This is a genomic window from Lutibacter sp. (assembly GCF_030692605.1).
Classification (GTDB): domain Bacteria; phylum Bacteroidota; class Bacteroidia; order Flavobacteriales; family Flavobacteriaceae; genus Lutibacter.
In genome coordinates this window covers 45,872-72,005 of sequence record NZ_JAUYUD010000027.1, presented here as the reverse complement: position 1 = coordinate 72,005, position 26,134 = coordinate 45,872, and the positions used below count along the sequence as shown (strand labels likewise).

Below are 26,134 nucleotides of genomic sequence, written 5' to 3'. Positions count from 1 at the left end.
AATGGCATTAGGACACAATTTAAGAAAGAAAATTGCTTCTTAAGGACAATTTTTGCCTTATTCATAAAAATAAAAAATATCCGAAATTGAATAGAAATAAAAAAACCGTCTCAAAATTTAATATTGAGACGGCTTCTTTTAATTTAAGCATTTACCAAAACTGGTATTTGTATATGAAATAATTCGTTCTTTAACTTTTCTAATTCAGCTAAGATTACTTCTTTATTAAATTCAAAAGAAGAAAATAATTCTTGATAATATATTATGCCATCATTTAAATTACTTTGGAATGTATTCAAATATTTTTCATTTTTAGTCGTAAATGAATCTTTAAACTCATCTACTTTATTTGAAAAATAATCTACATACATCGCCAATTCCTTTATAAACATATGTGGTCTATTCTGAGTAGATATAACATTCGATCTTCCATAAATATGGTTTACCATTTCTTTTAAAGAAAGTTCTTTTGTAAAATAAGCAATGTTTGGACCTGGGCAAATTGCAACACCTTGCTCTTCACCTTTATGTTCAATATTATAGTTAATAATAGCAGCATTAGATAGTCCTTCACAAAGGCATGTTTTAGCTGTAATTTGTTTCAATTTTTCGATGGATTCTTCCGAATTCAAGTTATCTTGTTTTATTTCACCAATTTTTATGGTTTGAAATTTTTTAGATGCAGTACAAATTGCTTTTTCTGAGTAATCAGTATTTGAAACTAGAAACTTTTTTGGACAAGAACTACCTGCTTTATCTATTGCTATTCTTTCATTTTTAATAATCTCGTTAGTATTACCTCTTAAACTGTTAAAAGGCACTCCTAAAGGAGAAATATCACTTAAGTATAAATCTTTTTCAGTTGCTTCAGCCAACGTTTTTCTCGTTCTTGAATCAACGGTTGTAACTTCAGGAACTAGTAAAAAAGGTGATCCCCATCCAACAGAATCAATATTATAGTTATCCATTAAAAATTCATGCTCTTCAGAAGTTCCAACACCACCTTGAACGGTAATATTTAAATTTAACGGATTATTTGGAACATGTTTTCCTTTGTTTTTTAGCGCTTCAATCAATATATTATGTATTTCTGCTACTAAAATAGATTTGTGAATTTTAAATTCTTCTAAAATAGGTCCCATTAAATATCCATCGGAAGCAAATGCATGTCCACCACAATTTAAACCAGATTCTATTCTGTATTCAGAAACCCAGATTCCTTTTTTTGCTAAAAATTTTCCTTGAATGATGGCTGATCGGTAATCACTAACTTTTAAAATTATTTTCTTTCTTAAGTGATTATTTTCATCAGGAAAAAAATCATTAAAATTTTCAAAATAACTATACAATCTTGGATTCATTCCTGCTGAAAGTACAACTGAAGATTCCAAATTACTATTTGCAAAACCTCTTAAAGCTGCATGAGCATCATTAAATTCAGAAGGTAATTGTTCATTTTTATTATAGTTGACCTTGTCAAGTTTTGTCATGATATTTACATCAATACTACCAGATTTCAGGTTGTTTTGAATCCAATTATGCACATCTTCTTTTAAAGTATTGTGCTGAATTGACTTCACAAAGTTTTGTTTTAATTCAGAAAAATCTGGAAGCATTTCCATATATTTTTCAAATTCGCTATTTTTTTCTTCAAAACTTTTCTTTAAACTTTCAAATTTTTGTTTTACAATAGTATCAACAGTATTTAGATATGATGTAATTCTTTTTGCTCTAAAATCTTCTACTTTTGATGAAATTGCTTTAAAGGGAATTTCAAATTTGTTAGAATGATATTCATTCATTTTTTCAATTAAAATATCATCTACAATTGAAATAACTGATGAAATGCCATATTTGGCAATTTTAATAGGACTGTCGATCGTAAAAGCAAGCCCCATTACCGGTATATGAAAGGAGTGTGGGTTATTTTTTATTGGCATACTATTTTTTTGTGTTTATTTTCAATAAATTTTAATTTGCAAAAGTACTCAACTTGCGCACATTAACTGCAATAATATCATTTTTTAACGTTTTTTTTTGAATGAAATGTTTTTTAACATTAAAAAAAGCCAGTTCAAAATATTGAACTGGCTTATAATTTAATATATAAATTGGAATTAGCTTCCTGAAACACTACCTCCAGAAGAGGTATCTTTATTAACATCAGTAGGATTTCCTCTATAATCGATATCGCCACCGCTGCTTGCTTTTGCGGTTAATTGTCCAGTTACATTTACATCAATACTGGCTCCACTGCTTGCTTTGGCAATGGCATGAATTGTTTCTAATTCACTTGCATCAATGCTACTTCCGCTGCTAGACTCTGCAGAAAAGGAATCGGATCTTCCAAATAAATAGATGCTTGATCCACTTGATGATTCACTTGTTACTTCTTTAGCAGCAATCGTTATTTTTATAGAACTACCACTACTTGAATCTATGTTTAGTGAATTAAGTTGAAGCGTATTTTCCGATTTAATTGAACTGCCACTTGAAGCACTAATTTTAGAAAAATCATCAACTGTTAAATAAACTTCTTTGGCTTTAGCTCTATAAACGTTCTTGTCGAAATATATTTTTAGTTCATTATTTTTCACTTCAGTAATTAATAAATCCATAATATTTTCATCGGCTTCAACCTTTAAATTTGTGGAGGTTCCTTGTGTAATGTACAAGGTAATTCCTTGTTGAACTTTAATAGATTCGAACGTTGAGTTTAAGGTTCTTTCTTCTGAAATGACGGTTCCATTACCTTTAACTCCTGCGATATCATTAATAAAACATGAAGTTGTTGAAAATAAGAGTGCCAAAAAGACTGTAATTCTTACGAGTGTTACCATGTTAATTGTATTTTAGTTTTATAATTTAAATTTAATTGTAATTATTTTTGTAACCTATTTTTATAATATGAACTGTTGAATGGTATAGATGAGTTGTTTTATTTAATGATAATTCCGTTTTCATCAATTTTTACTTCAGCATCTTTCTTGCCGTCATTTACTTTTATATTAACACCATTTCTATCAATATTTAGATTAAAATGATCATTTTCTTTTCTATATTCATCTCCAAAAATGGTAGTGTCACAATTTAGACAGGTCAATCCTTTTTCGGTCATTTTAAAATAATTTTTTGACATATCAATATCTCGAATGTTTTGAACATTTTGGATATCATCGATAAAGGTTTTTGTTGATTCATCTAAATAAATAATATAATTTATGGGTAAATGAATGGTTATATCAATCATTTGATCCTTAAATTCTGATTTTAAAGAAGTAAGGAAATATCCATTTAAAAGTAATTGGTTGTCTTGAATCCCATAGATGTAATCTATAGCTTCAGCACTTTTGTTTGCGTTTAATCTATTGTTTCCTTCAGATTCTTTTCTAATTTTTATAAAAGGTATTAGTTGATCTGTTGATTTTATGTCTATATTAATTCTAGATGAGTATAGTTTTTCGGTTTCTTTATCAAATACTGTTTCGTAATTATAGCGTCGTCTTAATTCTCTTTGGTTAGATAAATTATCGTTGCCAATCATTTTTACTTTGATGGTATCTTGTACTTTAAAAGGCAATTCTTGTGTATTATTATGAACACCATCATAGGCTTGTTGAGTTGCAAAATTTATTCCGGTTAAAGCAAGTCCAAGCAATGCGATAATCCAAATACCTAAAAGGGATAATTTAGTTGTTGTAGAAAACGATTTTACGTTGCTTGAAAGAATTTTTAAACCCAACATAAATAAAACTAAAAATGGTATTCCTATAGCTATAAAAGTGAAAATTACTAATAGCCAAGTAGGTAAAATTGCATCTGAAAAGAAAGAAGGATAACGAACAAATTCAGTTCCAAATCCTAAAACTTCAACACTTCCCCATGAGAATGCTCCAAAAACCAATGCTATAAGGGTTACGGCTGCTATAAAAATTAAGATAGCTCCAATAAATTTTCCAAAAATTGTTAAAATAGCAAGTATTATTTTGGTTAGGGTATCTACAATTTCTTGTATTCCAGATTTTGCCTTACTTTTAAATTCAGAAGATTTTAAAGAATCGGTTACATCATTTACACCATCTTTAACACGGGATGTAACATCTTGAAATTCTTCCCGAATTTTTTTTTCAATATTACTAATATTTACTGGTTCGCCTTTCATTTGCAATTTTTCGGCTGTAGTTTCAGCTACAGGTACTAAAATCCATAATAATATATATAAAAGTATTCCTGTTCCAAAAAAGAAAAGTAATACCAACCAAATTAAACGTACCCAAATTGTTTCAATACCAATATAATGTGATAATCCAGAGCATACTCCACCTAAAAACTTATCTTCATTATCTCTAAATAATTTTTTATTTGAAGAGCTTGATCTATATGTTTTTTCACTTTCATATTGGTTTTCACCAACGGCATAATCCTCTGGTTGACCCATTATTTTAGTAATCTCGTTAATGTCAAATTCATTAATAACCTGACGTTCAGATTTGATTCTTTCAGATAATAACTCCCCAATTCGTAACTCAATATCATTTAAAATTTCATCTCGTCCTTGAGGGTCATCACTTAAAGATCGTCTAATAGCATCTAAATAACTTTTTAATTTTGTATAAGCTATTTCATCAATGTGAAAAAAGATGCCTCCCAAATTAATATTTATAGTTTTGTTCATTTTTTTGTTAGTTTATGAGTGGTTACAAGGTTTACAGCTTCTACTAGCTCACCCCAAGTTGAATCTAATTCTTTTAAAAATAATTTTCCATTTTCTGTTAATCCGTAATATTTACGTGGCGGGCCGGAGGTTGATTCCTCCCAACGATAGCTCAAAAGTCCTGAATTTTTTAATCTAGTTAGTAAAGGGTAAATGGTACCTTCAACAACTAGAAGTTTTGCATCTTTTAGCTGAGATAGAATTTCGGAGGTATATGATTCTCCATTGTGTAAAACAGAGAGAATGCAATATTCCAAAACTCCTTTTCGCATTTGTGCTTTGGTGTTTTCTATATTCATAAGGTTTAATTATTATTTAAATATTATTTTATAAACTCTATTGAAAAAGGGTAGTGGTACGTTTCTCCATGAGTTGCTTTAATGCTGGCGTTTATAATTAATATAATTTTTAATAAAATTGCTGGGATAATGGCTAAAAGAAATGCTACTAGTCCAATGCCTAATGTTAAAATAGTAATTGGTATAATTAAAAGTGCTACTAAAAAGCAATACACCAAAATACTAAGTTGAAAATTTATGGCCGATTTACCATGTTCATTTATATAATCACTTTCATTTTTTTTTGCCGTCCATAAAATTAATGGAGCTATGATATTTCCTAAAGGGAAAAACCAACCTGCAAATCCACTTAAGTGTGTTAAAGAACTGTAATTTTTGTCGCTTTGAGTTATCATTTTAATTGTTTTAGTAATTTCTTATACAAATATATGGATAAAAGATAGTAATGTGCAAAACATAGTACTATAATTTAACATTTTTTTAACACAAGTGGAAAAGTGTGCCTTATAAAACTTTTTGAAATTAAATTTTGTTTGTATTTAAATAAAATGTATATTTGGTAAATTAAATACTATGAATGGCATTAAAAATACAATAAACGGTATTTTATTTTTTCAAACTTAAATTAGCAATAGTATGGGAACACTTATTAATAATGAATTAACCATTAATGAACTAAAGGATTTAGCTAAAAATCAAAATCAAGAATTAGCACACCTTCGAGAGGTCAGTTTGAAGTATCAGAACTTATTGGATAATTCCATTGATGGAATATATAGAAGTACTCCTGAAGGAAAATTTATTGAAGTTAATAACGGTTTAGTGAAAATGTTAGGTTACAAATCAAAAGATGAGGTTCTTGCATTAGACATTGCTACTGAATTATTTTTTGATGTACAAGATCGCCTTAAAAACGTAATAGAATTTAAAAATGGGAAAAAGGAGATTTACCGAATAAAAACCAATAACAATTCAGCTATTTGGGTTGAGGATTTTGGCAAGAACATTTGTGATGAAAGCGGGAATGTTTTATTTTATGAAGGTATTATACGTGATGTTTCTGAAAGGAAAAAAACAGCTAAAATTCAAAAAGTTTTATTGCAAATATCTCAGGAAGGGTATAAAATTCAAAATTTAAAAGATTTTAATGAGTTTATAAAGAATACTTTAGGAAAGATAATTGACACTTCAAATTTTTACATTGCATTTTACAACGAAGAAAAACAAACACTAAATATTCCTTTTATAACTGGTGAAGATGCCGATGAGGAATTTCCTGTTGGGAAATCAATGACTGGTTACTTAATTAAAAATAACAAGCCATTATTACTAAAATCTGAAGAGATTAAAAGGCTTATTAATACCAACGAAATTAATTTAATTGGTACATTCCCAGAAGTTTGGCTTGGGGTTCCTTTAGTGGTTGATAATAAGGTTATAGGTGCAATTGTAGTTCAGAATTATAAAAATGAAAACGCTTATGAGCAAAGTGATTTAGAGATTTTAGAATTTGTTTCTTCATATATTAGTTTAGCCGTACAACAAAACCAAAAAAAGGAAGAATTAAAAAAATTCTCAATGGCGGTTGAACAAAGTGCAAATACCATTGTTATTACTGATACGGACGGGAATATAGAATATGTGAATTCAAAATTTACAGAAACTTCGGGATATACTTATAATGAAGCGCTAGGTCAAAACCCTCGTATTCTTAATTCCGGAAATCAACCAAAGGAATTGTATAAAGTTATGTGGGAGAACATTTCATCTGGAGATGAATGGTCAGGAGAATTTCAAAATAAATCTAAAAAAGGAAATCTTTATTGGGAGCGCGTGGTTATTACCCCTATAAAGAATTTTGAAGGTAAAATTATTAATTATTTGTCTATTAAAGAGGATATAACTAAGCAAAAAGAAATTCAACATGAAATTAATGTTTCAAAGCAGATTTTAAGAAAAGTGCTGGATAATATACCAACAAAGGTTTTTTGGAAAGATATAAATTCTACATTTTTAGGTATTAATAAGGCCTCTTTTGAAGAAATGGGTGTTACCACGGAAGAAGAAGTTGTTGGTAAATCAGATTTTGATTTTCATAATTTTAATGATGCAGAGAAATACCGAGCCGATGAATTAGCTATAATGCAAAAAGGAGAACCGAAATTAAATTATCACGAAACTCAAATTAAAAATGGAAAAACCAAAAATTATATCACTAGTAAAATTCCATTTTTTGATGAGGATAATAATATCATTGGAATTGTAGGAACCTCAGAGGATATCACTAAAAGATTGGAAACTGAAAAAAAATTAAAAAAAGCAACGGAACAAGCAATTGCTGGAAATCTTTCAAAATCGATTTTTTTATCGAATATGAGTCACGAAATTAGAACTCCAATGAATGCCATTTTGGGCTATTCTCAATTGTTGCAAGATGATGCTAATTTGTCTAAAGAACAACTTTCCAATTTAAAGGTAATTAATAAAAGCGGCGAACATTTACTAAATTTAATTAATGACATTTTGGATATGTCTAAAATTGAAGCAGGTAGAATTATTCTTAAACCTTCAAATTTTGATTTGACCGAAATGATTAAAGAGGTTGAAAGTCTTTTTAAAATTAAAGCAATTGAAAAAAATATAGATTTAAATTTTACAATTTGTAAAGAAATTCCAGCATTTATTTGTGCAGACGAGTCTAAAATTAGACAAGTAGTAATAAATTTAGTAGGAAATGCCTTAAAATTCACAGCAGTGGGATTTGTTAATGTTGTAATTCAAAATTTTAAAAATAATTCAGTTCAAATTAATGTTATAGATAGTGGAAAAGGAATTTTAAAGGAGGAGCAAAAAACGGTTTTTAAACCTTTTGAGCAAGCAAAAAAAGATGGTGAAGTTAAGGATGGAACAGGTTTGGGTTTAGCAATTAGCAAAAAGTTTGCAAAATTAATGGGAGGTGATATTAAATTAAAAAGTGAATATAATAAAGGATCGGAGTTCTCATTTAAGTTTAAATATGAAATAGGAAAAACTGAAGTGACAAAAAAGATTACGGAGGTTCAAGTTACCTCTCTGTGCGAAGAAATGAAGGGGTATAAAGTTGCAATTGTTGATGATAGGTTTGAAAACAGAGATATTTTATTTAAAAAATTACATCCCCTTGGATTTGATTTACGAATGGCGGAAAATGGCCAAGAAGCTATTGACTTATATAAATTATGGAAACCTGATTTAATTTTAATGGATGTAGTAATGCCTGTAATGAATGGTGTTGAGGCTACTCGAGAAATATTACGTTTAGCAGGAAACCATGAGGTAAAAATATTTGTGGTAAGTGCTAGTGCATTAGAATCTGAACAAAAAGAAATAATGGATATTGGTGCCACTATATTTATTAAAAAACCAATAATATTTAATTCGCTTTTGGCTGAAATGCAGGATAAGGCAGGAATTAAATTTGAAATTAAAGAACCGATTAACAAGGAAGCTCAAATTCTTTGTGCAACCCCTTCTGACATTCCAGAAAATTTTAAAACTAAAATGTTAGCAGCTGCTGACGAAGGTGATTTTTTAGTTTTGAATGAAATGTTAGTTGTACTTGAGAAAGAAACGAACATGTCGTTTAAATTCATTGAAGATTGTGTAAATGAAATGGAATTTGAGCAAATAAGTAGTTGGTTAAACACATAATTTATAAGTTATGGAAAATCAAATATATACAATTCTAATTGTAGATGATAATGCTAATAATTTAAAAGTTTTAGGTGGTGTTTTATCTGAAAAAGGGTACGAATTTAGAATGGCAAAAAGTGGAATGGCTGCTTTAGGCATTTTAGAAAAAATTACTCCGGATTTAATATTACTAGATATTCAGATGCCTGAAATGGATGGTTTTGAAACATGTATTAAAATTAAAGAGAATACCATAAATGCAAAGATTCCAGTAATTTTTTTAACTGCAAATACAGATTCTGAAAGTATTAAAAAAGCGTTTAAAGCTGGAGGAGTTGACTTTATTACAAAACCTTTTAATACTGACGAGCTCTTAGCTCGTATAAAAACTCACATTAAACTAAAATGCCAAACTGAAGAATTATTTCGTCAAAATGCTACGAAAGATAAGTTTTTCTCAATAATTTCTCACGATTTAATAAATCCGATTAGCAGTATTTCTGGGTTATCAGAACTATTTTTAGAAGATATAGACGATTTAGATCAAGAAAAAATGCGAATCTATCTTAAACATATTTATGAAGCAGCAAATTTCTCTCTTGAAATTCTTCAAAACTTATTGGAGTGGGCTAGAATGCAACAAGGAAGTTTAACCTCAGTTAAAAATAATGTAAACTTAAATACATTATTGGACGATACTATGAAGGGTCATTATTCTCAGGCGATAGCAAAAGGTATTAATTTTGAAATGAGTTTAGGTGATAACTTAAAAGTTTTTGCTGATGAAAAAATGATCTCAACAGTAGTTAGAAATTTAATTTCAAATGCTATTAAATTCACAGACAAAGGAGGTGTTATTTCAATTTCTTCAGGTATTAAAGTAATTGATGATAAAACTGTTATTGAAACATCCATAAAGGATTCAGGTATTGGAATAAGTGAAGAAGATATTTCAAAACTTTTCAGAATTGAAAATAATTATTCCTCACAAGGCACTAATAATGAAAAAGGTACTGGTTTAGGATTAATTCTTTGTAAGGAATTTATAAATCAGAATAATGGAACTATTCGTGTGGAAAGTGAACCAAATGTTGGAAGTGATTTTGTTTTTACTTTAGATATGGCAAATTAATAATGATTTTTTAATATTAAATAGATTACTTCAACTGATTTTTTTTAACTTGTCCCAAAATATTTTATATGGAGGTTACAGTTACTAAAATGAACAAATTTTTAATGTTCAAATTACCGTCGGCATATTTATGTGGTGTAAAATTACGTGAATTAAATGGCTCAAAATCCGTTGTTACAGTGAGGTATAAATGGATAAATCAAAATCCGTTTAATTCTATGTATTTTGCTGTTCAATCTATGGCTGCGGAACTTTCTACAGGTGCTATTGTAATAAAAAAAATTAAAGAAAGTGGAAAAAAAATATCTATGCTAGTAACCAACCATAATGGTTCATTTTCTAAAAAAGCAGTTGGCTTAATTTCATTTACTTGTAATGATGGACCTTTAATTGACCTAGCTTTAAAAAGAACTATTGAAACAGGCGAAGGCCAAACAATTACAATGAAATCTGTTGGAACCAATGAAATGGGTGAACTTGTTTCAAGTTATGAGTTTGAATGGAGTGTAAAACTGAAATCCAATTAATTTTTTTTAGATTTCTTATTCCAGAGATTCCAATTCGTTATAATTTTTGTTTAATTTTCTCAATAGGATTCCGTAAATAATTCTGTAATAAAGATATAATAATCCGCACATTACTACCAAAACTATTATTTGTGTAATTAAAAACATATTAAAAAATTTAGATTGATCGATATTTAATTTTTCTGGAGTCATTACTTGTAAAAGCAAATCAACATCTGAAAACAGTACTATGTTAAAAACTACTGATAAAATTACATACAACCCAATGTTATAGTACACATAAAAATTAACTGTTTTACGTGTTTTAATAATATTTTTCATTAGATTATTGGTAGAGTCAGTTACTCTTATGGCTTTATGATTATTATAAAATAAATATAAAAAAACAATGCTCACGGTATAATGGAATATGTAAGAATAGCTCAATATCTTTTTTAAATGAAGTTGATCATAAATATCAAAAATTCTATCAGGAATAAATAAATTTAAAACTCCCCAAAAAATAAATTCAGCAATTCCAATAATAAAAATCCATTTAACAATTGAAGAAGATTTTTTGTGTAATAGATTGTAAATATCAGTATGTGACAAATTTGGGTAAACTTGTTTACGCTGCTGCCAATCTTTTTTTAATAATTCTAATTCATCCATAATTACGGATTTAAAATGGTTTTAAGTCGCGTTTTAATTCTATTCATTTTTACGCGTGCATTTACTTCTGAAATACCCATTGTTTCAGATATTTCTTTGTAATTTTTATCTTCTAAATACAAAAATATAAGTGCTTTATCAATATCAGATAATTGCTGAATTGCTTTGTACATAACACTTAATTGTTCCTCTTGTGTAGGGTCATATTCGGTTGATTTTATTCTATATAAAACGGCATCAAAATCTTGTGTTTGAACTTGTCTTTTAGATTTTCTGAATAGGGTTATAGCTGTATTTAGTCCAACACGATACATCCAGGTACTTAATTTTGAATCGCCTCTGAATGTCGGATATGCTTTCCATAATTGGATGGTAATTTCTTGAAATAAATCGTTATGTGATTCTTTATCAGATGTGTAAATACTGCACACTTTATGTATGATATTCTGATGGTCGTGAAATTCAGATATAAATTGTTTCTCTAGTTCTTTGGTCACAGTTCTAGTTAAAGATCGAGTTATTAGTCTTTAGTATTTCGAGAAAGTTACAAAGCTGTCAAAATAAAAATGCAACTAAGGTCATTTATTTTATATTTATAAAATAATTAGTTATTCAGATGCTTTAATTGTTTTTATAAACTTGTTCAATTCAACACCATATTTAGATTTTTTAACTTTAGCAGATAAAGAATTATTAATGGTATCTAATAATTTCACATTTGCATTGTATAATTCAGATAAAGCTACAAAAGCTGCTACTTCATAATCCGCATTATTTACTGCAAAATTAGTTGAGTATAGATATTTTTTTTTAATGAGGTTTGTTTCTTGTTCTGCAAGTTGAAGTGCCAATTCAGTATTATTACTTTTTTGGGCATCAAATTTTTCTTTAAATAAATCTAATTGTTTCCCATTAAATTTTTGAATCATTGCTTTATGTTCTTCAAAAAGAAGTTGATTTTTAGAACCAGTTATTTTAGCAGCGGTTGCAAATTTAGATAATTTTGAAGTTATTGTAATTTCTCCAGCTTCACCAAAAAATAAAATTTGTTCAACTTCATTATTATTTAATGTTAAATAATACATTTCAGGATTTTCAAGCTGATCAGAAAGTTTAAATGATTCAGATCCATCCATCTGCATAGAATCAACTGAAATAACAACAGTATCTTGTTGTTTTTGTAAGTATAAAGTTCCTTTTTTTAGACCTTCAATTTTTCCAGTAACAATCATATTTCCTATAGAATCTGACTGGCAAGATATAATGAATACAACGAAAGTTAAAAGGCTAATTAATTTTTTCATTTTAAAAGTTTAAGTCAGCTAATATCGAATATTTATTCAAATAAACATAACGTTTAGGGCGATACAATTCGCATTAATTCTGCGGTTAACATTGCCCCATAAGTTCCAATTACGTAACCAAAAACAGCAAGTAAAACACCGACTGATGCTAATGATGGATGAAATGCAGAAGCTACAATAGGAGCAGAAGCTACACCACCAACATTTGCTTGACTACCAACAGCCAAGAAAAAGAAAGGTGCTTTAATTATTTTAGCAACAATAACAAGCAAAATAATATGAGTAGAAATCCAAACTAAACCTATAAGAATTAAACCTGGATTATCTAATATTTTACTCAAATCCATTTTCATACCAATAGTGGCAACTAAAATGTAAATAAATACACTTCCAATTTTACTTGCTCCAGCACCTTCATATTTTTTTAGTTTTGTGAATGAAAGCATAATTCCAACAATTGTTGCAATACTAATCATCCAAAAAAACTGAGATCCAAATGAAGACAATGCCGAAGATTTATCGCTAACCGATTCAAAATTTGTCAATAAAAAGGATGATATTATATCTGCACCAAAATGAGAAATACTAACTACAGTAAATGCAATTGACAAAATAATTATTAAATCGGATAATGTTGGGTTAATGGTAATTTTGGAGGCATACGTAGATACTTTTTCTTTTAATTCTTCAATTGCCGAATTATCTGCGTTTAACCATTTATCAATTTTTTCCGATTTACCAATTCCCATTAAAATGGCTGCCATTAAAATATTTGCAACAACTATATCAACCAAAACCATTCCTCCATAATTTTTAGGATTGTATTCGTAAATTTCTAACATTGCGGCTTGGTTTGCTCCTCCACCAATCCAACTACCAGCCAAAGTAGCTAAACCTCTCCAAACGGCATCAGGCCCAACACCACCAACTGTTTCTGGCGAAAATGCTGAAATAATTAAAATAGCAATTGGTCCGCCAATAATAATACCTAAAGTCCCTGTTAAAAACATTATTAATGCTTTAGGTCCCAAGTTAAAAATTCCTTTTAAATCTATACTTAATGTCATTAAAACTAAAGCTGCGGGTAATAAAAATCTACTGGAAATGTAGTACAAGCTAGATTCATGTTTAATTATTTCACCTGCTTCATTTTGTGTTTCCCATTCTGGCGCTATTATTTTTGCTGAAGTAAAAATTGCGGGTAATAAGTACGCCATTAATAAAGCAGGAATAACTTTATAAAATTTTTCCCAAGCAGAAATTTTACTAGTTGAAGTATAAAAAACAAAGCCCAGTGTAAACATTAAAATACCAAATGCAATACTGTCTTGTGTAATTAATGGTGATGTGTCCATAATTTTTTTGAATTTGGGTAAAAATAACGTTTTTATGACTTTATTCATAAAAAAAGAATTTTGGGTTGCATACATTTGCACGATAAAATTTAAAAAAATGCGAATTATAAAACTTTATTTAATAATTGCTCTCTTAATAGTTTCTTGTAAAACTGCTCAAGAGGCTACAATACAAATTTCACAAGAAATTACCAGTCCTCAAATTGATACAAGAGCAATTCAAGGAGGTATGTGGATACCATCTTTATTAGAAGGTATAAATGAACAAGAAATGTTTGCTTTAGGCAGTAAAATGACTGCTAAAGATATTTATGATGTAAACAATTCTAGTTTAAAGGATGCTATTGTTCATTTTAATGGCGGTTGTACTTCAGAAATTATTTCGCCAAACGGTTTATTATTAACAAACCACCATTGTGGTTATGGAGCAATTCAATCACATTCTTCAGTAGAACACGATTATTTAGAAAATGGATTCTGGGCAATGAATTATGCCGAAGAACTTCCTAATCCTTCAATGAATGTTACATTTATTAAAAGAATTGAAGATGTTACTTCGTTAATTCTTGCTGGAGTTTCTGATGAAATGACTGAAACTGCTAAAATGAGCATCATAAATAAAAATATGGAGAACGCTGTAAAACTGGCGCAAAAAGAAGCTTGGCAAGATGCAAATGTGAAAGAATTTTATAAAGGAAACCAATACATATTATTTATTACGGAAACATTTAATGATCTTAGGTTGGTTGGTGCGCCACCGTCGTCAATTGGTAAATTTGGGTCTGATACAGATAACTGGATGTGGCCAAGACATACTGGGGATTTTTCGATGTTTAGAATTTATGCCGATATAAATAATAAACCAGCAGCTTATTCTAAGGAGAATATTCCTTATAAACCAAATCATTTTTTACCTATTTCTTTAGATGGTGTTTCGGAAGGTGATTTTACATTAGTTTTTGGTTTCCCAGGAAGAACAAACGAATATTTACCTGCTGTTGGTGTTGCTCAAATTGTAGATTTATTGAATCCAGCAAAAATTGAACTAAGAGCTAATGCACTTGGTATTGCAGATTCTTTCATGAGAACTAATAAAGAAATTAAAATTAAATATGCTTCTAAATACGCATCTACAGCAAATTATTGGAAAAAATGGATTGGAGAAAATCAAGGTATTAAAAAGTCCAAAGCTGTGGAACAAAAAAGAGCATTGGAGAAAGAATTTTTAAAAATTGTTGAGGAAAAGGATTTAGCAGGTTATAAAACATTGTTGTCTGATTTTGAACAACTTTACAAAGACATTGAAAATGTTTCCTTAGCACGTGATTATTGGTCGGAAGTTGCCCTAAGAAATGTTGAATTATTAGGTTTTTCATTTAGACTTTATCAGCTTGAACAAGTATTTGAGAAGAGCGGAGCAGCAGCATTCGAAAAATCTAAAGTAGCAACCTTATCGAGATTTGAAGCTATGTATGGAGACTATAGTCCAACAGTTGATAAACCTGTTTTTGAAAAATTGGTTACTATTTACGCTCAAAAATCTCCAAAAGAATATTTGCCGGCAACTATGTTGAAATCGAATTTTTCTACTATTACAAATGACATTTACACAAAATCTAAATTAACGTCATTAAAAGGTGTTCAGGAATTACTAACAGGTTCGCCAGAGGAAGTAATTAAAAAAATAAATGCAGATAAAGGATATGCCTTTGGAAAGGAATTGCACACTATGTTTTATACTACCGTTGAACCTAAATTTCAATTGCTAAATTTGGAAATAGAGGCCATTCAGAAAAAATATATGAAGGGATTAATGGAAGTATTTCCAACCAAAAGATTTTTTCCAGATGCAAATAGCACTTTGAGAGTTACTTACGGGCAAGTAAAAGGGTATGAGCCTGCAGATGGTATATATTACAATTCAACAACATACTTAGATGGTGTATTGGAGAAATATATTCCAGGGGATTATGAGTTTAGTATTCCTCAAAAATTAATTGATTTATATAATGCTAAAGATTTTGGGCCATATGCAGAAAATGGTAAAATGCCTGTTAATTTTATTGGTACAAACCATACCACAGGTGGTAATTCTGGCAGTCCAGCAATTGATGCTCATGGAAATTTAATAGGATTAAATTTTGATAGAGTGTGGGAAGGAACGATGAGTGATATGAATTACGACCCTGATATTTGTAGAAATATTATGGTAGACATCCGATATGTTTTATTTATTGTTGATAAATATGCAGGAGCAACCAATTTAATTAATGAAATGAAACTAGTTCACCCAAAAAAATAATCCGAATCTAAATATATTTTAAACCAATGAAAATAATAAAATTTTATATAATAATAGCCATAGCGTTTTTAACGCTTCAAATGCAAGCACAAGTATCAACTAAAGTCGATACAAAATCAATTCAAGGCGGTATGTGGGTTCCTTCATTATTAGAAGGAATGAATGAAAATGAGATGATGCAGCTAGGAATGAAAATGTCTGTAAAAGATATTTATGATGTAAACAATTCAAGTTTAAAAGATGCAATTGCTCATTTTGGAGGAGGTTGTACTTCAGAAATGATTTCTCCAAACGGCTTGTTATTAACCAACCACCACTGTGGTTTTGGTGAAATTCAGGCACATTCATCTGTTGAAAATGATTATTTAAAAAATGGTTTTTGGGCGAAAAATTACAGCGAAGAATTACCCAATGAAGGTTTAAGTGCCACTTTTATTAAAAGAATTGACGATGTAACTGTTGATATTTTTGTAGGAGTTACTCTGGAAATGAGTGAGGCTGATAAAATGAAATTGATCAATCAAAATATTTTAAAAGTTGCGAAAGCTGCTCAAAAGGAAGAATGGCAAAACTCATTTGTAAGATCTTTTTTTAAAGGAAATCAATACATGTTATTTGTTACAGAAACATTTACGGATGTTCGTTTGGTTGGTGCACCACCCACGGCAATTGGAAAATTTGGAGCTGATACGGATAACTGGATGTGGCCACGCCATACTGGTGATTTTTCTATATTTAGAATTTATGCCAATGCAGCTAATAAGCCTGCAGATTATTCAAAAGATAATGTGCCGTACAAACCAGATCATTATTTCCCAATTTCATTAGATGGAGTTGAAAAGGATGATTTTTCTTTAGTTTTTGGTTTTCCAGGGAGAACAAATGAATATTTACCTGCTGTTGGAGTTGAACAAATAGTAAATGTATTGAATCCTGCGAAAATTGAAATTAGAGAAAACGCACTTAAAATAGTTGATTCTTATATGCGTAAAGATGCCGATATAAAAATTAAATATGCTTCAAAATATGCTTCAATAGCAAATTATTGGAAAAAGTGGATTGGTGAAAATCAAGGAATTCATCAAACAAAAGCAGTTTCTTTAAAAAGAGATGCTGAAAAAGATTTTACAAAAATTGTTAATGAGAAAGATTTAGTAGGTTATAAAACCTTGTTATCAGATTTTGAAAGACTTTACAAAGAAATTGAAAACGTTTCATTGGCTCGTGACTATTGGTCTGAAGTAGCTATGCGAAATGTTGAATTATTAGGTATCACTTTTAGAGTTTATCAATTGGAACAAGCCTTTATAAAAGGTGGTGCAAGCGCATTTGAAAATGCTAGAAAATCAACCATAAGTCGTTTTGAAGGAACTTATAAAGATTATAGTGCAGTGGTTGATAAGCCTGTTTTTGAAAAATTAGTAAAATTATATGCAGATAAATCGCCAAAAGCTTATTTGCCTAAAAACATTATTGGGGTAAATTTTGCAACCTTAACAAATGACATTTATTCAAATTCAAAACTTACTACTTTCCAAGGAGCTAGTGAATTATTGTCAGGAACGCCTGAAGAAGTTATTAAAAAAATAAATAAAGATAAAGGATATGTTTTTGGAAAAGAGTTACATGCTTCTTTTTACAATAATATTGAGCCAAAGTTTCAGGAGTTAAATCTTCAAATTGAAGCGGTACAAAAAGAATATATGAAAGCCTTGATGGAAGTCTTTCCAAGTAAACGATTTTATCCTGATGCTAACAGTACATTAAGAGTAAATTATGGTTTGGTGCAAGGTTACAGTCCAAAAGATGGAATTACATATGTTGAAAAAACATATTTAAATGGTGTGATGGAAAAATATATTCCTGGTGATTATGAGTTTGATGTTCCTCAAAAATTACAAGATTTATACCATGCAAAAGACTACGGACCATACGGCGAAAACGGAAAAATGCCTGTGAATTATTTATCTACCAACCACATGACTGGTGGTAATTCTGGAAGTCCTGTTATAGATGCACATGGAAATTTAACTGGTTTAGCTTTTGATACTACTTGGGAAGGAACTATGAGTGATTTGCATTTTGATGCTGATATAGTTAGAAGTATTTCAGTTGATATTAGATACGTTTTATTTATTATTGATAAATATGCGGGTGCTAAAAACTTAATTGATGAAATGACTTTGGTTCATCCAAAAAAGAAATAAATTAGAGTTCACAATCTTTTAACAAAAAACTCCAAATTTTCATTTGGAGTTTTTTGTTATCACACTATTATTCAGGCGTTTTATCTTTGGGTAATCTTTTAGCATCTTTTAGGTATTGGTTTAACATCCATTCTAACTGACCGTTAGTGGAACGAAATTCATCAGCAGCCCATTTTTCTATAGTTTTAAGCATATCTTCATTGATGCGTAGGGCAAATGCCTTTTTTTTACTCATAATTAAATTCTAATTTCACTTATAAATTTTAAAATAGTTGAAGTTAATTCATCCATAATTGGTAAATCCGGATTGTAATAAGACTGCATATTTTCATTTAAGTCACCCTTAATTTCCTTAAAAATATGATTCATATTTTCGATTAATTGAAGTTGAGAAGTTGATTTTGCTGCATGCAATAATTCAGCATCTGTAACACTTACTTGGATATCGTTTGTTCCGTTTATAATCAAAATAGGAATCCTTAATTTTTTTAGTTCCTCTTGTGGATTGTATTTCATCCAAGATATTAAAAATGGTTGAACAGATTTGTTAAAAATGGAAATTAACATTGGATTAAATTCATCAACCGTATTTCCTTTTTTAAGTTCAGTTATAATTCTAACAGTTTCATCTTTTAAAAAGGGAGCTTGTTTTGAAATTTGTTCTACTAATATTTCATCAATTGTTCTTCCAGCTCCAGCAATAGATATAAAACCATCTACATCAGTTGTACTAGCAATCATTCCAACTAAACTTCCTTGACTATGGCCAGCCACAATTATTTTTGAATACGTAGTAGCCATTTTAAAGTGCTGAATTACAGTTTTGATCTCTTCAATAAAAATATCAAAAGTTAAATAATCTATTTTTTCTTTATTGTCTTTTGTGTAAGAAAGCACGCTTTTATCGAAACGATACGTCGCAATATTATTTTCAGCCAAGCCTTCTGCTAAAAACTTTAACGAATTGTTTTTTGTTAAAGATGAGTTTCCATTTCTATCTGTTGGGCCCGACCCAGGGATTAAAATTAACAATACACTTTTTTTTACAAAATTGGGTGTTAAAAGGGTGCCGTTTATAGTAACTGAATTAGTGGGAATACTTAATTCTGTTTCAGAATAATACTTCTCTTGCGCAACAGCAAAAGTTGAAATAAATGTTAGTATTAATGTTAATTTAATATTCATTTACTGCGACTTTGTCTTTATAAGTATCAATTGTTCTTTGAATTTCTTCCTTTTTTTGGGTCCCAATTAAAATTTTTTTACCGTTTTTTAGCTCTAATTGTAATCCAACATCTCCTTTTGTTGTAAATGATTTTCCTCTTTTTTTTCTGAAACTAAATTTTATTCCCCAACCTCCAAATTCTGAAATAGCATCATAATTTCTAATAGAAATTTTAGAAATATTGTTCCAGGCTATAAATTGATATTTAAGATGAAAAGGAAAATATTTATAGTAAATTCCTTTTTCGTCAATTCTAGTTTTTAATTTTAATAAAACAAACAAGAAAATCACCAGTGATAAAACAATTATACCACTAAATGCACCAATTTGCTCTCCAGAGTTAGCACTTTTGAGTTGCTCCAATTCTTTATATAGAGAGCCAACAACTACAATAAACCCAATGGATAAACCTATAATTACTAAAGGTTGATTCATTTTTTGCTCTTCAATAAATACTTTCATTTTACCTGTTTTTATCTCTTTCCAATAATGCAGTTACTTGAGTAGTCTGGCTTCCATAAATGTTTACTACACGCCATCCTTGACTACCAAATGTGTTTAATTCTTTTTCAAATTTTTCTTGACTATCTGTCCAGCTGAATTTTTGATTGATGAATTTATATTCTTTCATTTTAGAGTATTAAAAAAGTATTGATATCAATGATTCTATTAACGTTATTACTAAATGCAAAATGTATAAGCTCATTTTCTAGTGGTTTAAAGTTCCTGTATTCACAATTGGTGTTGCATCTTTATCAGAACATAATACAACCATTAAATTACTTACCATTGCAGCTTTTCGTTCTTCATCTAAATCAACTACATTATTTTTACTCAATTTATCCAACGCCATTTCTACCATGCTAACAGCACCTTCCACAATTTTATGCCGTGCAGCAATAATAGCGGTAGCTTGTTGACGTTTTAACATGGCGCTTGCAATTTCTTGTGCATAAGCCAAATAACCTATTCGTGCTTCTAAAACCTCAATACCAGCCATATCTAAACGCTCAGAAAGTTCTTTTTCTAAAGCTTCACTTACTTCATTTACACTAGCTCTTAAAGTTATTTCTTCAGCTTGCCCATCATCCTCAAAATTATCATATGGATATAAACTTGCTAATTTTCTTACGGCAGCATCAGATTGAACGCGAACAAAATTCTCGTAATTATCAACATCAAAAGCTGCTTTATAAGTGTCTTTTACTTTCCACACAGCAATAGTGCTTATCATAATTGGGTTTCCTAATTTATCATTTACCTTAACCCGTTCACTGTCGAAATTACTAGCTCTTAATGAAATGCTTTTTTTAGTATAAAATGGATTTGCCCAAAAAAAACCATTTTCTTTAACGGTACCAATGTATTTACCAAAAAGGAGAATCACCTTTGAAGTGTTTGGGTTTACTAAAAAGAATCCGGGCATTGTTAGAATTGTTAAAAATAGTAAAATAAAAAATAAAAAAATAGTAGAAGTTACTATTGCAAATATACCCCCAGCTACAAATAATGCTAAAACAAATAACATAATAAAGCCATTTGTTACTTTAATTAATTTTTCTTGTGTCATGATTTTATTTTTAAAAATGATATTAAATTGATATCATAAAGATATATATAAAATTTTGATATTTCCTAATTTTTCTCAAACAATATTTTTTATCTTAGCAAAAATTTAAAACATGAAAACTATTCGCTTTGTTTGTATCATTATTGCTTTTTTTAGTGTTCAAATAAATATAAATTCAGCTTCGCCAGATTGGGGTTCAACAGGACATAGAACCGTTGGAGAAATTGCTGAAAATTACATTAATAGTAAAACAAAACGCAAAATTGCTGAACTATTAGACGGACAAAGCTTGGCGATAATAGCAACTTTTGGTGATGATATAAAATCGGATAAACAGTATAATTATATAGACACTTGGCATTATATAAATATGCCTTTTAATGTAAAATATGAAGACTCTGAGAAAAACGAAAAAGGAGATTTAGTTACTGGAATAGAAAAATGTAAACAAGTATTATTGGATAAAAATGCGACTAAGGAAGATAAAGCTTTTCATTTAAAAATACTCACGCATTTAATTGGAGATTTACACCAACCTATGCATATTGGTAGAGCAGAAGATAAAGGAGGTAATACCATTCAATTACAATGGTTTGGCGATGGTACAAATTTACACAGGTTATGGGATAGCCAAATGATTGACCATTATAAAATGACATATACAGAATTAGCAAATAACACAAATAAAATAAGCAAAACTCAAGTCAAATTTTTGCAACAAGGAACCGTTGTAGATTGGGTGAACGAAATGCAATTGAAAACTATAAAAGTATATGGTTCGGTAGAGGTTGGCGAAAAATTGGGTTATAATTATATGTACGAAAACTTCGAATTAGCTAGAACACAATTACAAATTAGTGGTATTAGATTAGCAAAAGTTTTGAATGATTTGTTTTCTTAACATCTTGTTATTCAAACAAAATATAATGTAAAGGTAGTTTTAAGATTATTTACCTTTTACCTTGCTATTTATTATACGTATTCCAACGTCTTTCTTCTCTTTTTAAAAGGGATAAAAATTTCGGAGGAGTATCAATTTTAATATGAACTTTTTCAAACGATTTTGGGTGTAAAAAAGTCAGTTCGGTGGCTGCTAAAAAAAGTCCTTTTCCAACATGTACATTTTCTAAATTTCCGTATAGTTTATCACCAAAAATGGGATAATTAATAGATGATAGATGAATTCTTATTTGATGCGTTCTTCCTGTTTTTGGACTCACTTTTAAGCACGATAAATCGTTGTATTTTAAAGATTTTATAATTTTTATTATTTCAAATGTAGTCTCAGCTTCCTTTTCTTCAATTGGGGTAGTTATTTTTTGATTTGTAAGAACTTTTCCAACCACAATAGTGCAATATTTTTTTTGAATACTGTTATTTTTAAATTGATTTTGTAACTCAACTTGGGCTGTTTTTGTTTTTGCAATTAATAGTAAACCAGATGTTTGACTATCTAATCTATGCAATGGAGTTGGCCAGGGGAGCGCGTCAATGCAGTTGCTTTTTTCAAGGTTAAATGGCAAAGCATTGTAAACTGTTTTAAAATAATTGCCGCTCACAATTAATCCGGCAGGTTTGTTAATTATTGCAATATGGTTATCTTCCAAAATAATTGGAAGTATGCACTCAAATATTTTTGGTTGTTTTTGCGGACTTTCTAAAAGTTCTAAAACAAAACCATTTTGAACCCACGTGCCCATTTGTGCCACATTTCCATTTGCAAGAATTTGCCCTCTTTTAATTGCTTTTTTGATACCGCTATTTGAAGGAATAAAATCTTTAAAGATAATAGTCGCATAATCTTGTAATCGAATGTAACTTTCAATATTTGAGGCTGTATGTGACGATATAGTTTTGATAGTTTTATTTTTTGGTTAGGGTCTATTTAAGAGACTTTTAAAGTACCATAAAGTTACAAGGTAATTTTTTTATTTATTTCTTTAACGTTAAAAATGAAAAGGTATGTTTTAAAATCGAAGATTAAAGAAGGTTTTTAAATTTCAATAGTTCCACAATTTCTTTATAGTCAAAAGAAAAATTTAATTTTATAGCTTCACTATAAGTAAACCAATTAAAATCGGTTACTTCTTCCACTTGAATTTTAATGGTACCAGACCAATTGCCTAAAAAACGGTAATAATTTCTATCTTGCCACACACCTGTTTTAATAATTTCGGTTGGTAGAAATTCAAGATTACATTCTTCTTTAACTTCTCTAATAACATTTTGCTCAGCTGTTTCCCCTTTTTCTGCTCTTCCGCCAGGGCAACCCCAAAAACTAGGGTAATTTTGTGTGTATGTGGAACGTTGTAATAGTAAAATCTTTTTATCTTGTAAAATAATACCCGATGCAGCAAGAATCATGTTAAACTATTTTTTAATTATTCCGAGTGTTGCAGTATAGCCAGTTGGTAAATTCCATTCTTTGGAAGAAATTACAGTTCCGTTTTCATCATAAACTGTTAATTCAGCTGTATTTGGACCTGATAGTCCCTGATTTAAAGCTTGAAAGTCTATTCTATTATAACCAGGAACCAAAGTTAAATAGAGCACGTAATAGTTTCCTTTTAATCCAATATTTGTGCTAACTATTTGTTCATTTTGAAAAATACGAATGCGATCTCCATCAACATAGCTATGATCTCTACATTCAATTCGAACAGTTTTAGAAGTACTAGAGATGGTTCCTAAACTCATATTACTTTCTAATTTTTTGTTGGTAACATCTTTTCCTTCCCAATATTTTTTAACAATAATATCTTTATTTTCTGGTAATGTTTCCATTAAAAAATTATGATTTTTAATAGTTGGATTTGTACTTTTTAACGACTTTGAAATAGCTTCTGGATTTATCTTATTGTCAATATTTAAATCGAAATCTATAGGAGGAGTAATTTTCATTTTTGCAGAAGACGCTGGTATTTGAATATTTCCTTTTTTGATATTTTTTTCTCCATCTAGTATTTTAATTTTGGAGGTATCTACTTGGCTGTACACAGAAAAAGTACCAAAAAGGATAAGTGTAAATAGTAAATTTTTAAAATTAAAAAGTTTCATATAATTCATTTTGAAAAATATCACAATAAAAATGCCAAATGCTAATATTCTTGGGTAAAAGTAATAAAAAATGCCTCAATTACTATTGAGGCATTTTATTAATTGTTTGTTAAACTATCTAATTAACTTTTTAATAATGACTATTTAATCATTTCAAAACTTCGTTTTATAAACTGAGTCAACGCTTCACCCTGCAATAAACCTTGTGAAAGTTTTGCTAAATCAAACGCTTGATTAATTAATTTTTCTTGTTTCTTTTTGGTTTTAGTATTTAAAATTTCAACCACTAATTCATTGTTGGTATTTACTACTAAATTGTACATATCTGGAAAATTACCCATTCCCATAAATCCTCCACCACCAGAAGCTTGCATTTCTTTCATTCTACGCATAAATTCTGGTTGGGTAATAATAAACGGACTTGCTGAAGAATCTAATGCCTCTAATTGAACGCTGTAATTTTCTTTAGGCACAATTTCTTCAATTAACGGTTTTAAAACATCTAGTTGTTCATCAGACAACTTGCTTATTTTTGTTTCATCTTTATTAATCAAATTATCAATATGGTCTGCATCAACACGTGCAAAGTGAATGTTTTCTTTAGAACCTTCAATTTTTTGCATTAAATGAGAAATGATTGGCGAATCAAGTAATAAAACTTCGTATCCTTTTTCTTTTGCAGTTTCTATATAACTATGTTGATTTTTCTCATTAGATGCATATAGAATTACCAATTTATTATCCTTGTCTGTTTGAAGTGGTTTAATTTTTTCTTCCAATTCGGCAAACGTAAAATAATTTCCATCTACCGTTGGATACAATGCAAATTTATCTGCTTTTTCATAGAATTTATCTTCTGAAAGCATTCCGTATTCAATAATGATTTTAATATCGTTCCATTTTTCCTCAAACGATTTTCTATCATTGTTGAATAAACTTATTAATTTGTCTGCTACTTTTCTGGTAATGTAACTTGCTATTTTTTTAACAGCTCCATCAGCTTGTAAATAAGATCTGGAAACATTTAAAGGAATATCTGGTGAATCTATAACTCCACGAAGCATTTGTAAAAAATCTGGTACAATTCCTTCTACATTATCAGTTACAAACACTTGATTTTGATATAATTGTATTTTGTCTTTGGTTGGATCTAAGTTTTTATGCAATTTTGGAAAATACAAAATACCCGTTAAATGAAATGGATAATCTACATTTAAATGAATATTAAATAAAGGATCTTCAAATTGCATTGGATACAGTTCTCTGTAAAAATCTTTATAATCTTCGTCTTTTAAATCGGTTGGGTTTTTAGTCCAAGCTGGTGTAGGATTATTTACAATATTATCAACCGTAATTTTTTCTCGCTTTGCATCTTTTTCAGCTCCTTCTGGCAATGGTAATGTTTCTTCACGAGTTCCAAATTTAATTGGAATAGGCATAAATTTATTGTACTTATTTAAAAGTTGCTCAATTCGGCTTTTTTCTAAAAACTCCAAAGAATCATCGTCAATATGTAATACAATTTCAGTTCCTCTATCTTTTTTTTTTGTTTCTTCTAACGTATATTCCGGACTTCCATCACATTCCCAACGAACTGCTTTTGAACCTTTTGTGAATGATTTTGTAAAAATTTCAACTTTACTAGCCACCATAAAAGAAGAGTAAAATCCTAAACCGAAATGGCCAATAATTCCTGTGTCTTCAACTTTATCTTTGTATTTTTCTACAAATTCTTCAGCGCCTGAGAAGGCCATTTGATTAATGTATTTTTCAACTTCATCACCAGTCATACCAATACCTTGGTCAATAATTCGTATTTCTTTTTTGTCTTTATCAATTTTCACTTCAATCATAGGAGTTCCAATATCTCCTTTAATTTCACCTAAGGTTGATAAATGTTTTAACTTTAAGGTTGCGTCTGTTGCATTCGAAATAAGCTCACGTAAAAATATTTCGTGATCAGAATACAAGAATTTTTTAATGATGGGAAAAATATTTTCAGCAGTTACTTTAATACTTCCAGTAGTCATATATTTTAGTTTTTAAGTTTTATTTACATGATTACTTGTCAAAAAAAATACCAAAAACTAAATTATGACAAACTGACACTTCTTTTAAA

Annotated in this window: 24 protein-coding genes; 6 read left to right on the top strand and 18 right to left on the bottom strand. The window is 29.4% G+C overall.

Features of this window, described 5'->3' with window-relative positions; all coding sequences use genetic code 11:
* Positions 1 to 143 precede the first annotated feature (143 nt).
* The 5 genes from Q8S45_RS02640 to Q8S45_RS02620 all read right to left on the bottom strand — a co-directional run bounded on the left by Q8S45_RS02640 (position 144) and on the right by Q8S45_RS02620 (position 5,408).
* The gene (locus Q8S45_RS02640; RefSeq protein ID WP_305600973.1) at positions 144 to 1,940 is read right to left on the bottom strand and encodes a hypothetical protein; all 1,797 of its coding nucleotides are present in this window, start codon (positions 1,938 to 1,940) and stop codon (positions 144 to 146) included.
* A 177-nt stretch (positions 1,941 to 2,117) separates the two neighbouring features.
* Positions 2,118 to 2,840: a head GIN domain-containing protein gene (locus Q8S45_RS02635; protein WP_305600971.1), complete on the bottom strand. Its 723-nt coding sequence runs from the start codon at positions 2,838 to 2,840 to the stop codon at positions 2,118 to 2,120.
* A gap of 98 nt (positions 2,841 to 2,938) precedes the next feature.
* On the bottom strand, positions 2,939 to 4,675 hold the full coding sequence (locus Q8S45_RS02630; protein ID WP_305600969.1) for a PspC domain-containing protein: 1,737 nt from the start codon (positions 4,673 to 4,675) through the stop codon (positions 2,939 to 2,941).
* Positions 4,672 to 5,013, bottom strand: a complete 342-nt coding sequence (locus tag Q8S45_RS02625) for a PadR family transcriptional regulator (RefSeq protein ID WP_305600967.1) — start codon at positions 5,011 to 5,013, stop codon at positions 4,672 to 4,674. Before Q8S45_RS02625 ends, Q8S45_RS02630 begins: the two co-directional genes overlap by 4 nt.
* 23 nt (positions 5,014 to 5,036) lie before the next feature.
* Positions 5,037 to 5,408: a DUF4870 domain-containing protein gene (locus Q8S45_RS02620; RefSeq protein WP_305600965.1), complete on the bottom strand. Its 372-nt coding sequence runs from the start codon at positions 5,406 to 5,408 to the stop codon at positions 5,037 to 5,039.
* A 241-nt stretch (positions 5,409 to 5,649) separates the two neighbouring features.
* Between Q8S45_RS02620 and Q8S45_RS02615 the strand changes: the two genes are divergently transcribed.
* The 3 genes from Q8S45_RS02615 to Q8S45_RS02605 all read left to right on the top strand — a co-directional run bounded on the left by Q8S45_RS02615 (position 5,650) and on the right by Q8S45_RS02605 (position 10,344).
* Positions 5,650 to 8,703: a PAS domain S-box protein gene (locus tag Q8S45_RS02615; RefSeq protein WP_305600963.1), complete on the top strand. Its 3,054-nt coding sequence runs from the start codon at positions 5,650 to 5,652 to the stop codon at positions 8,701 to 8,703.
* A 10-nt stretch (positions 8,704 to 8,713) separates the two neighbouring features.
* Positions 8,714 to 9,817 (top strand): hybrid sensor histidine kinase/response regulator, encoded by a 1,104-nt coding sequence (locus Q8S45_RS02610; RefSeq protein ID WP_305600961.1) that lies wholly within the window; start codon positions 8,714 to 8,716, stop codon positions 9,815 to 9,817.
* Positions 9,818 to 9,885: 68 nt separating this feature from the next.
* Positions 9,886 to 10,344 (top strand): DUF4442 domain-containing protein, encoded by a 459-nt coding sequence (locus Q8S45_RS02605; protein ID WP_305600959.1) that lies wholly within the window; start codon positions 9,886 to 9,888, stop codon positions 10,342 to 10,344.
* A 15-nt stretch (positions 10,345 to 10,359) separates the two neighbouring features.
* On the opposite strand, the gene Q8S45_RS02600 is transcribed toward Q8S45_RS02605, so the two are convergent.
* The 4 genes from Q8S45_RS02600 to Q8S45_RS02585 all read right to left on the bottom strand — a co-directional run bounded on the left by Q8S45_RS02600 (position 10,360) and on the right by Q8S45_RS02585 (position 13,654).
* Positions 10,360 to 10,995, bottom strand: a complete 636-nt coding sequence (locus tag Q8S45_RS02600) for a hypothetical protein (protein ID WP_305600957.1) — start codon at positions 10,993 to 10,995, stop codon at positions 10,360 to 10,362.
* Between the two features lie 2 nt (positions 10,996 to 10,997).
* Positions 10,998 to 11,492 (bottom strand): RNA polymerase sigma factor, encoded by a 495-nt coding sequence (locus Q8S45_RS02595; RefSeq protein ID WP_305600955.1) that lies wholly within the window; start codon positions 11,490 to 11,492, stop codon positions 10,998 to 11,000.
* A gap of 111 nt (positions 11,493 to 11,603) precedes the next feature.
* Positions 11,604 to 12,299, bottom strand: coding sequence for a DUF4369 domain-containing protein (locus Q8S45_RS02590; protein ID WP_305600953.1), 696 nt, complete (start codon positions 12,297 to 12,299; stop codon positions 11,604 to 11,606).
* A gap of 53 nt (positions 12,300 to 12,352) precedes the next feature.
* A complete protein-coding gene (locus Q8S45_RS02585; RefSeq protein ID WP_305600981.1) occupies positions 12,353 to 13,654 on the bottom strand; it encodes a DUF819 domain-containing protein in 1,302 nt (433 codons plus the stop codon).
* A gap of 97 nt (positions 13,655 to 13,751) precedes the next feature.
* Between Q8S45_RS02585 and Q8S45_RS02580 the strand changes: the two genes are divergently transcribed.
* Positions 13,752 to 15,956, top strand: coding sequence for a S46 family peptidase (locus tag Q8S45_RS02580; protein WP_371132969.1), 2,205 nt, complete (start codon positions 13,752 to 13,754; stop codon positions 15,954 to 15,956).
* A gap of 26 nt (positions 15,957 to 15,982) precedes the next feature.
* On the top strand, positions 15,983 to 18,163 hold the full coding sequence (locus Q8S45_RS02575) for a S46 family peptidase (RefSeq protein WP_371132968.1): 2,181 nt from the start codon (positions 15,983 to 15,985) through the stop codon (positions 18,161 to 18,163).
* A 67-nt stretch (positions 18,164 to 18,230) separates the two neighbouring features.
* Here Q8S45_RS02575 and Q8S45_RS02570 read toward each other — a convergent pair whose 3' ends face one another.
* The 5 genes from Q8S45_RS02570 to Q8S45_RS02550 form a co-directional block, all read right to left on the bottom strand.
* Positions 18,231 to 18,398, bottom strand: a complete 168-nt coding sequence (locus tag Q8S45_RS02570) for an Arc family DNA binding domain-containing protein (protein WP_305600951.1) — start codon at positions 18,396 to 18,398, stop codon at positions 18,231 to 18,233.
* A gap of 2 nt (positions 18,399 to 18,400) precedes the next feature.
* Positions 18,401 to 19,348: a carboxylesterase gene (locus Q8S45_RS02565; RefSeq protein WP_305600949.1), complete on the bottom strand. Its 948-nt coding sequence runs from the start codon at positions 19,346 to 19,348 to the stop codon at positions 18,401 to 18,403.
* Positions 19,338 to 19,850, bottom strand: a complete 513-nt coding sequence (locus Q8S45_RS02560) for a hypothetical protein (RefSeq protein ID WP_305600947.1) — start codon at positions 19,848 to 19,850, stop codon at positions 19,338 to 19,340. The genes Q8S45_RS02565 and Q8S45_RS02560 overlap by 11 nt, the downstream gene beginning before the upstream one ends.
* Position 19,851: 1 nt before the next feature.
* The gene (locus Q8S45_RS02555; protein WP_305600945.1) at positions 19,852 to 20,019 is read right to left on the bottom strand and encodes a DUF4177 domain-containing protein; all 168 of its coding nucleotides are present in this window, start codon (positions 20,017 to 20,019) and stop codon (positions 19,852 to 19,854) included.
* Positions 20,020 to 20,097: 78 nt separating this feature from the next.
* Positions 20,098 to 20,958: an SPFH domain-containing protein gene (locus Q8S45_RS02550; protein WP_305600944.1), complete on the bottom strand. Its 861-nt coding sequence runs from the start codon at positions 20,956 to 20,958 to the stop codon at positions 20,098 to 20,100.
* A 112-nt stretch (positions 20,959 to 21,070) separates the two neighbouring features.
* Between Q8S45_RS02550 and Q8S45_RS02545 the strand changes: the two genes are divergently transcribed.
* The gene (locus Q8S45_RS02545) at positions 21,071 to 21,859 is read left to right on the top strand and encodes a S1/P1 nuclease (protein WP_305600943.1); all 789 of its coding nucleotides are present in this window, start codon (positions 21,071 to 21,073) and stop codon (positions 21,857 to 21,859) included.
* Positions 21,860 to 21,923: 64 nt separating this feature from the next.
* On the opposite strand, the gene Q8S45_RS02540 is transcribed toward Q8S45_RS02545, so the two are convergent.
* The 4 genes from Q8S45_RS02540 to htpG form a co-directional block, all read right to left on the bottom strand.
* Entirely contained in the window at positions 21,924 to 22,658 is a 735-nt protein-coding gene (locus Q8S45_RS02540; RefSeq protein WP_305600941.1) for an RluA family pseudouridine synthase, read from the bottom strand.
* 280 nt (positions 22,659 to 22,938) lie between these two features.
* Complete coding sequence (locus Q8S45_RS02535; protein ID WP_305600939.1) at positions 22,939 to 23,322, bottom strand: NUDIX hydrolase; 384 nt, start codon at positions 23,320 to 23,322, stop codon at positions 22,939 to 22,941.
* A gap of 6 nt (positions 23,323 to 23,328) precedes the next feature.
* The gene (locus Q8S45_RS02530) at positions 23,329 to 24,015 is read right to left on the bottom strand and encodes a hypothetical protein (protein WP_305600937.1); all 687 of its coding nucleotides are present in this window, start codon (positions 24,013 to 24,015) and stop codon (positions 23,329 to 23,331) included.
* Between the two features lie 140 nt (positions 24,016 to 24,155).
* Positions 24,156 to 26,045, bottom strand: a complete 1,890-nt coding sequence (gene htpG, locus Q8S45_RS02525) for a molecular chaperone HtpG (protein ID WP_305600935.1) — start codon at positions 26,043 to 26,045, stop codon at positions 24,156 to 24,158.
* Positions 26,046 to 26,134: the final 89 nt, after the last annotated feature.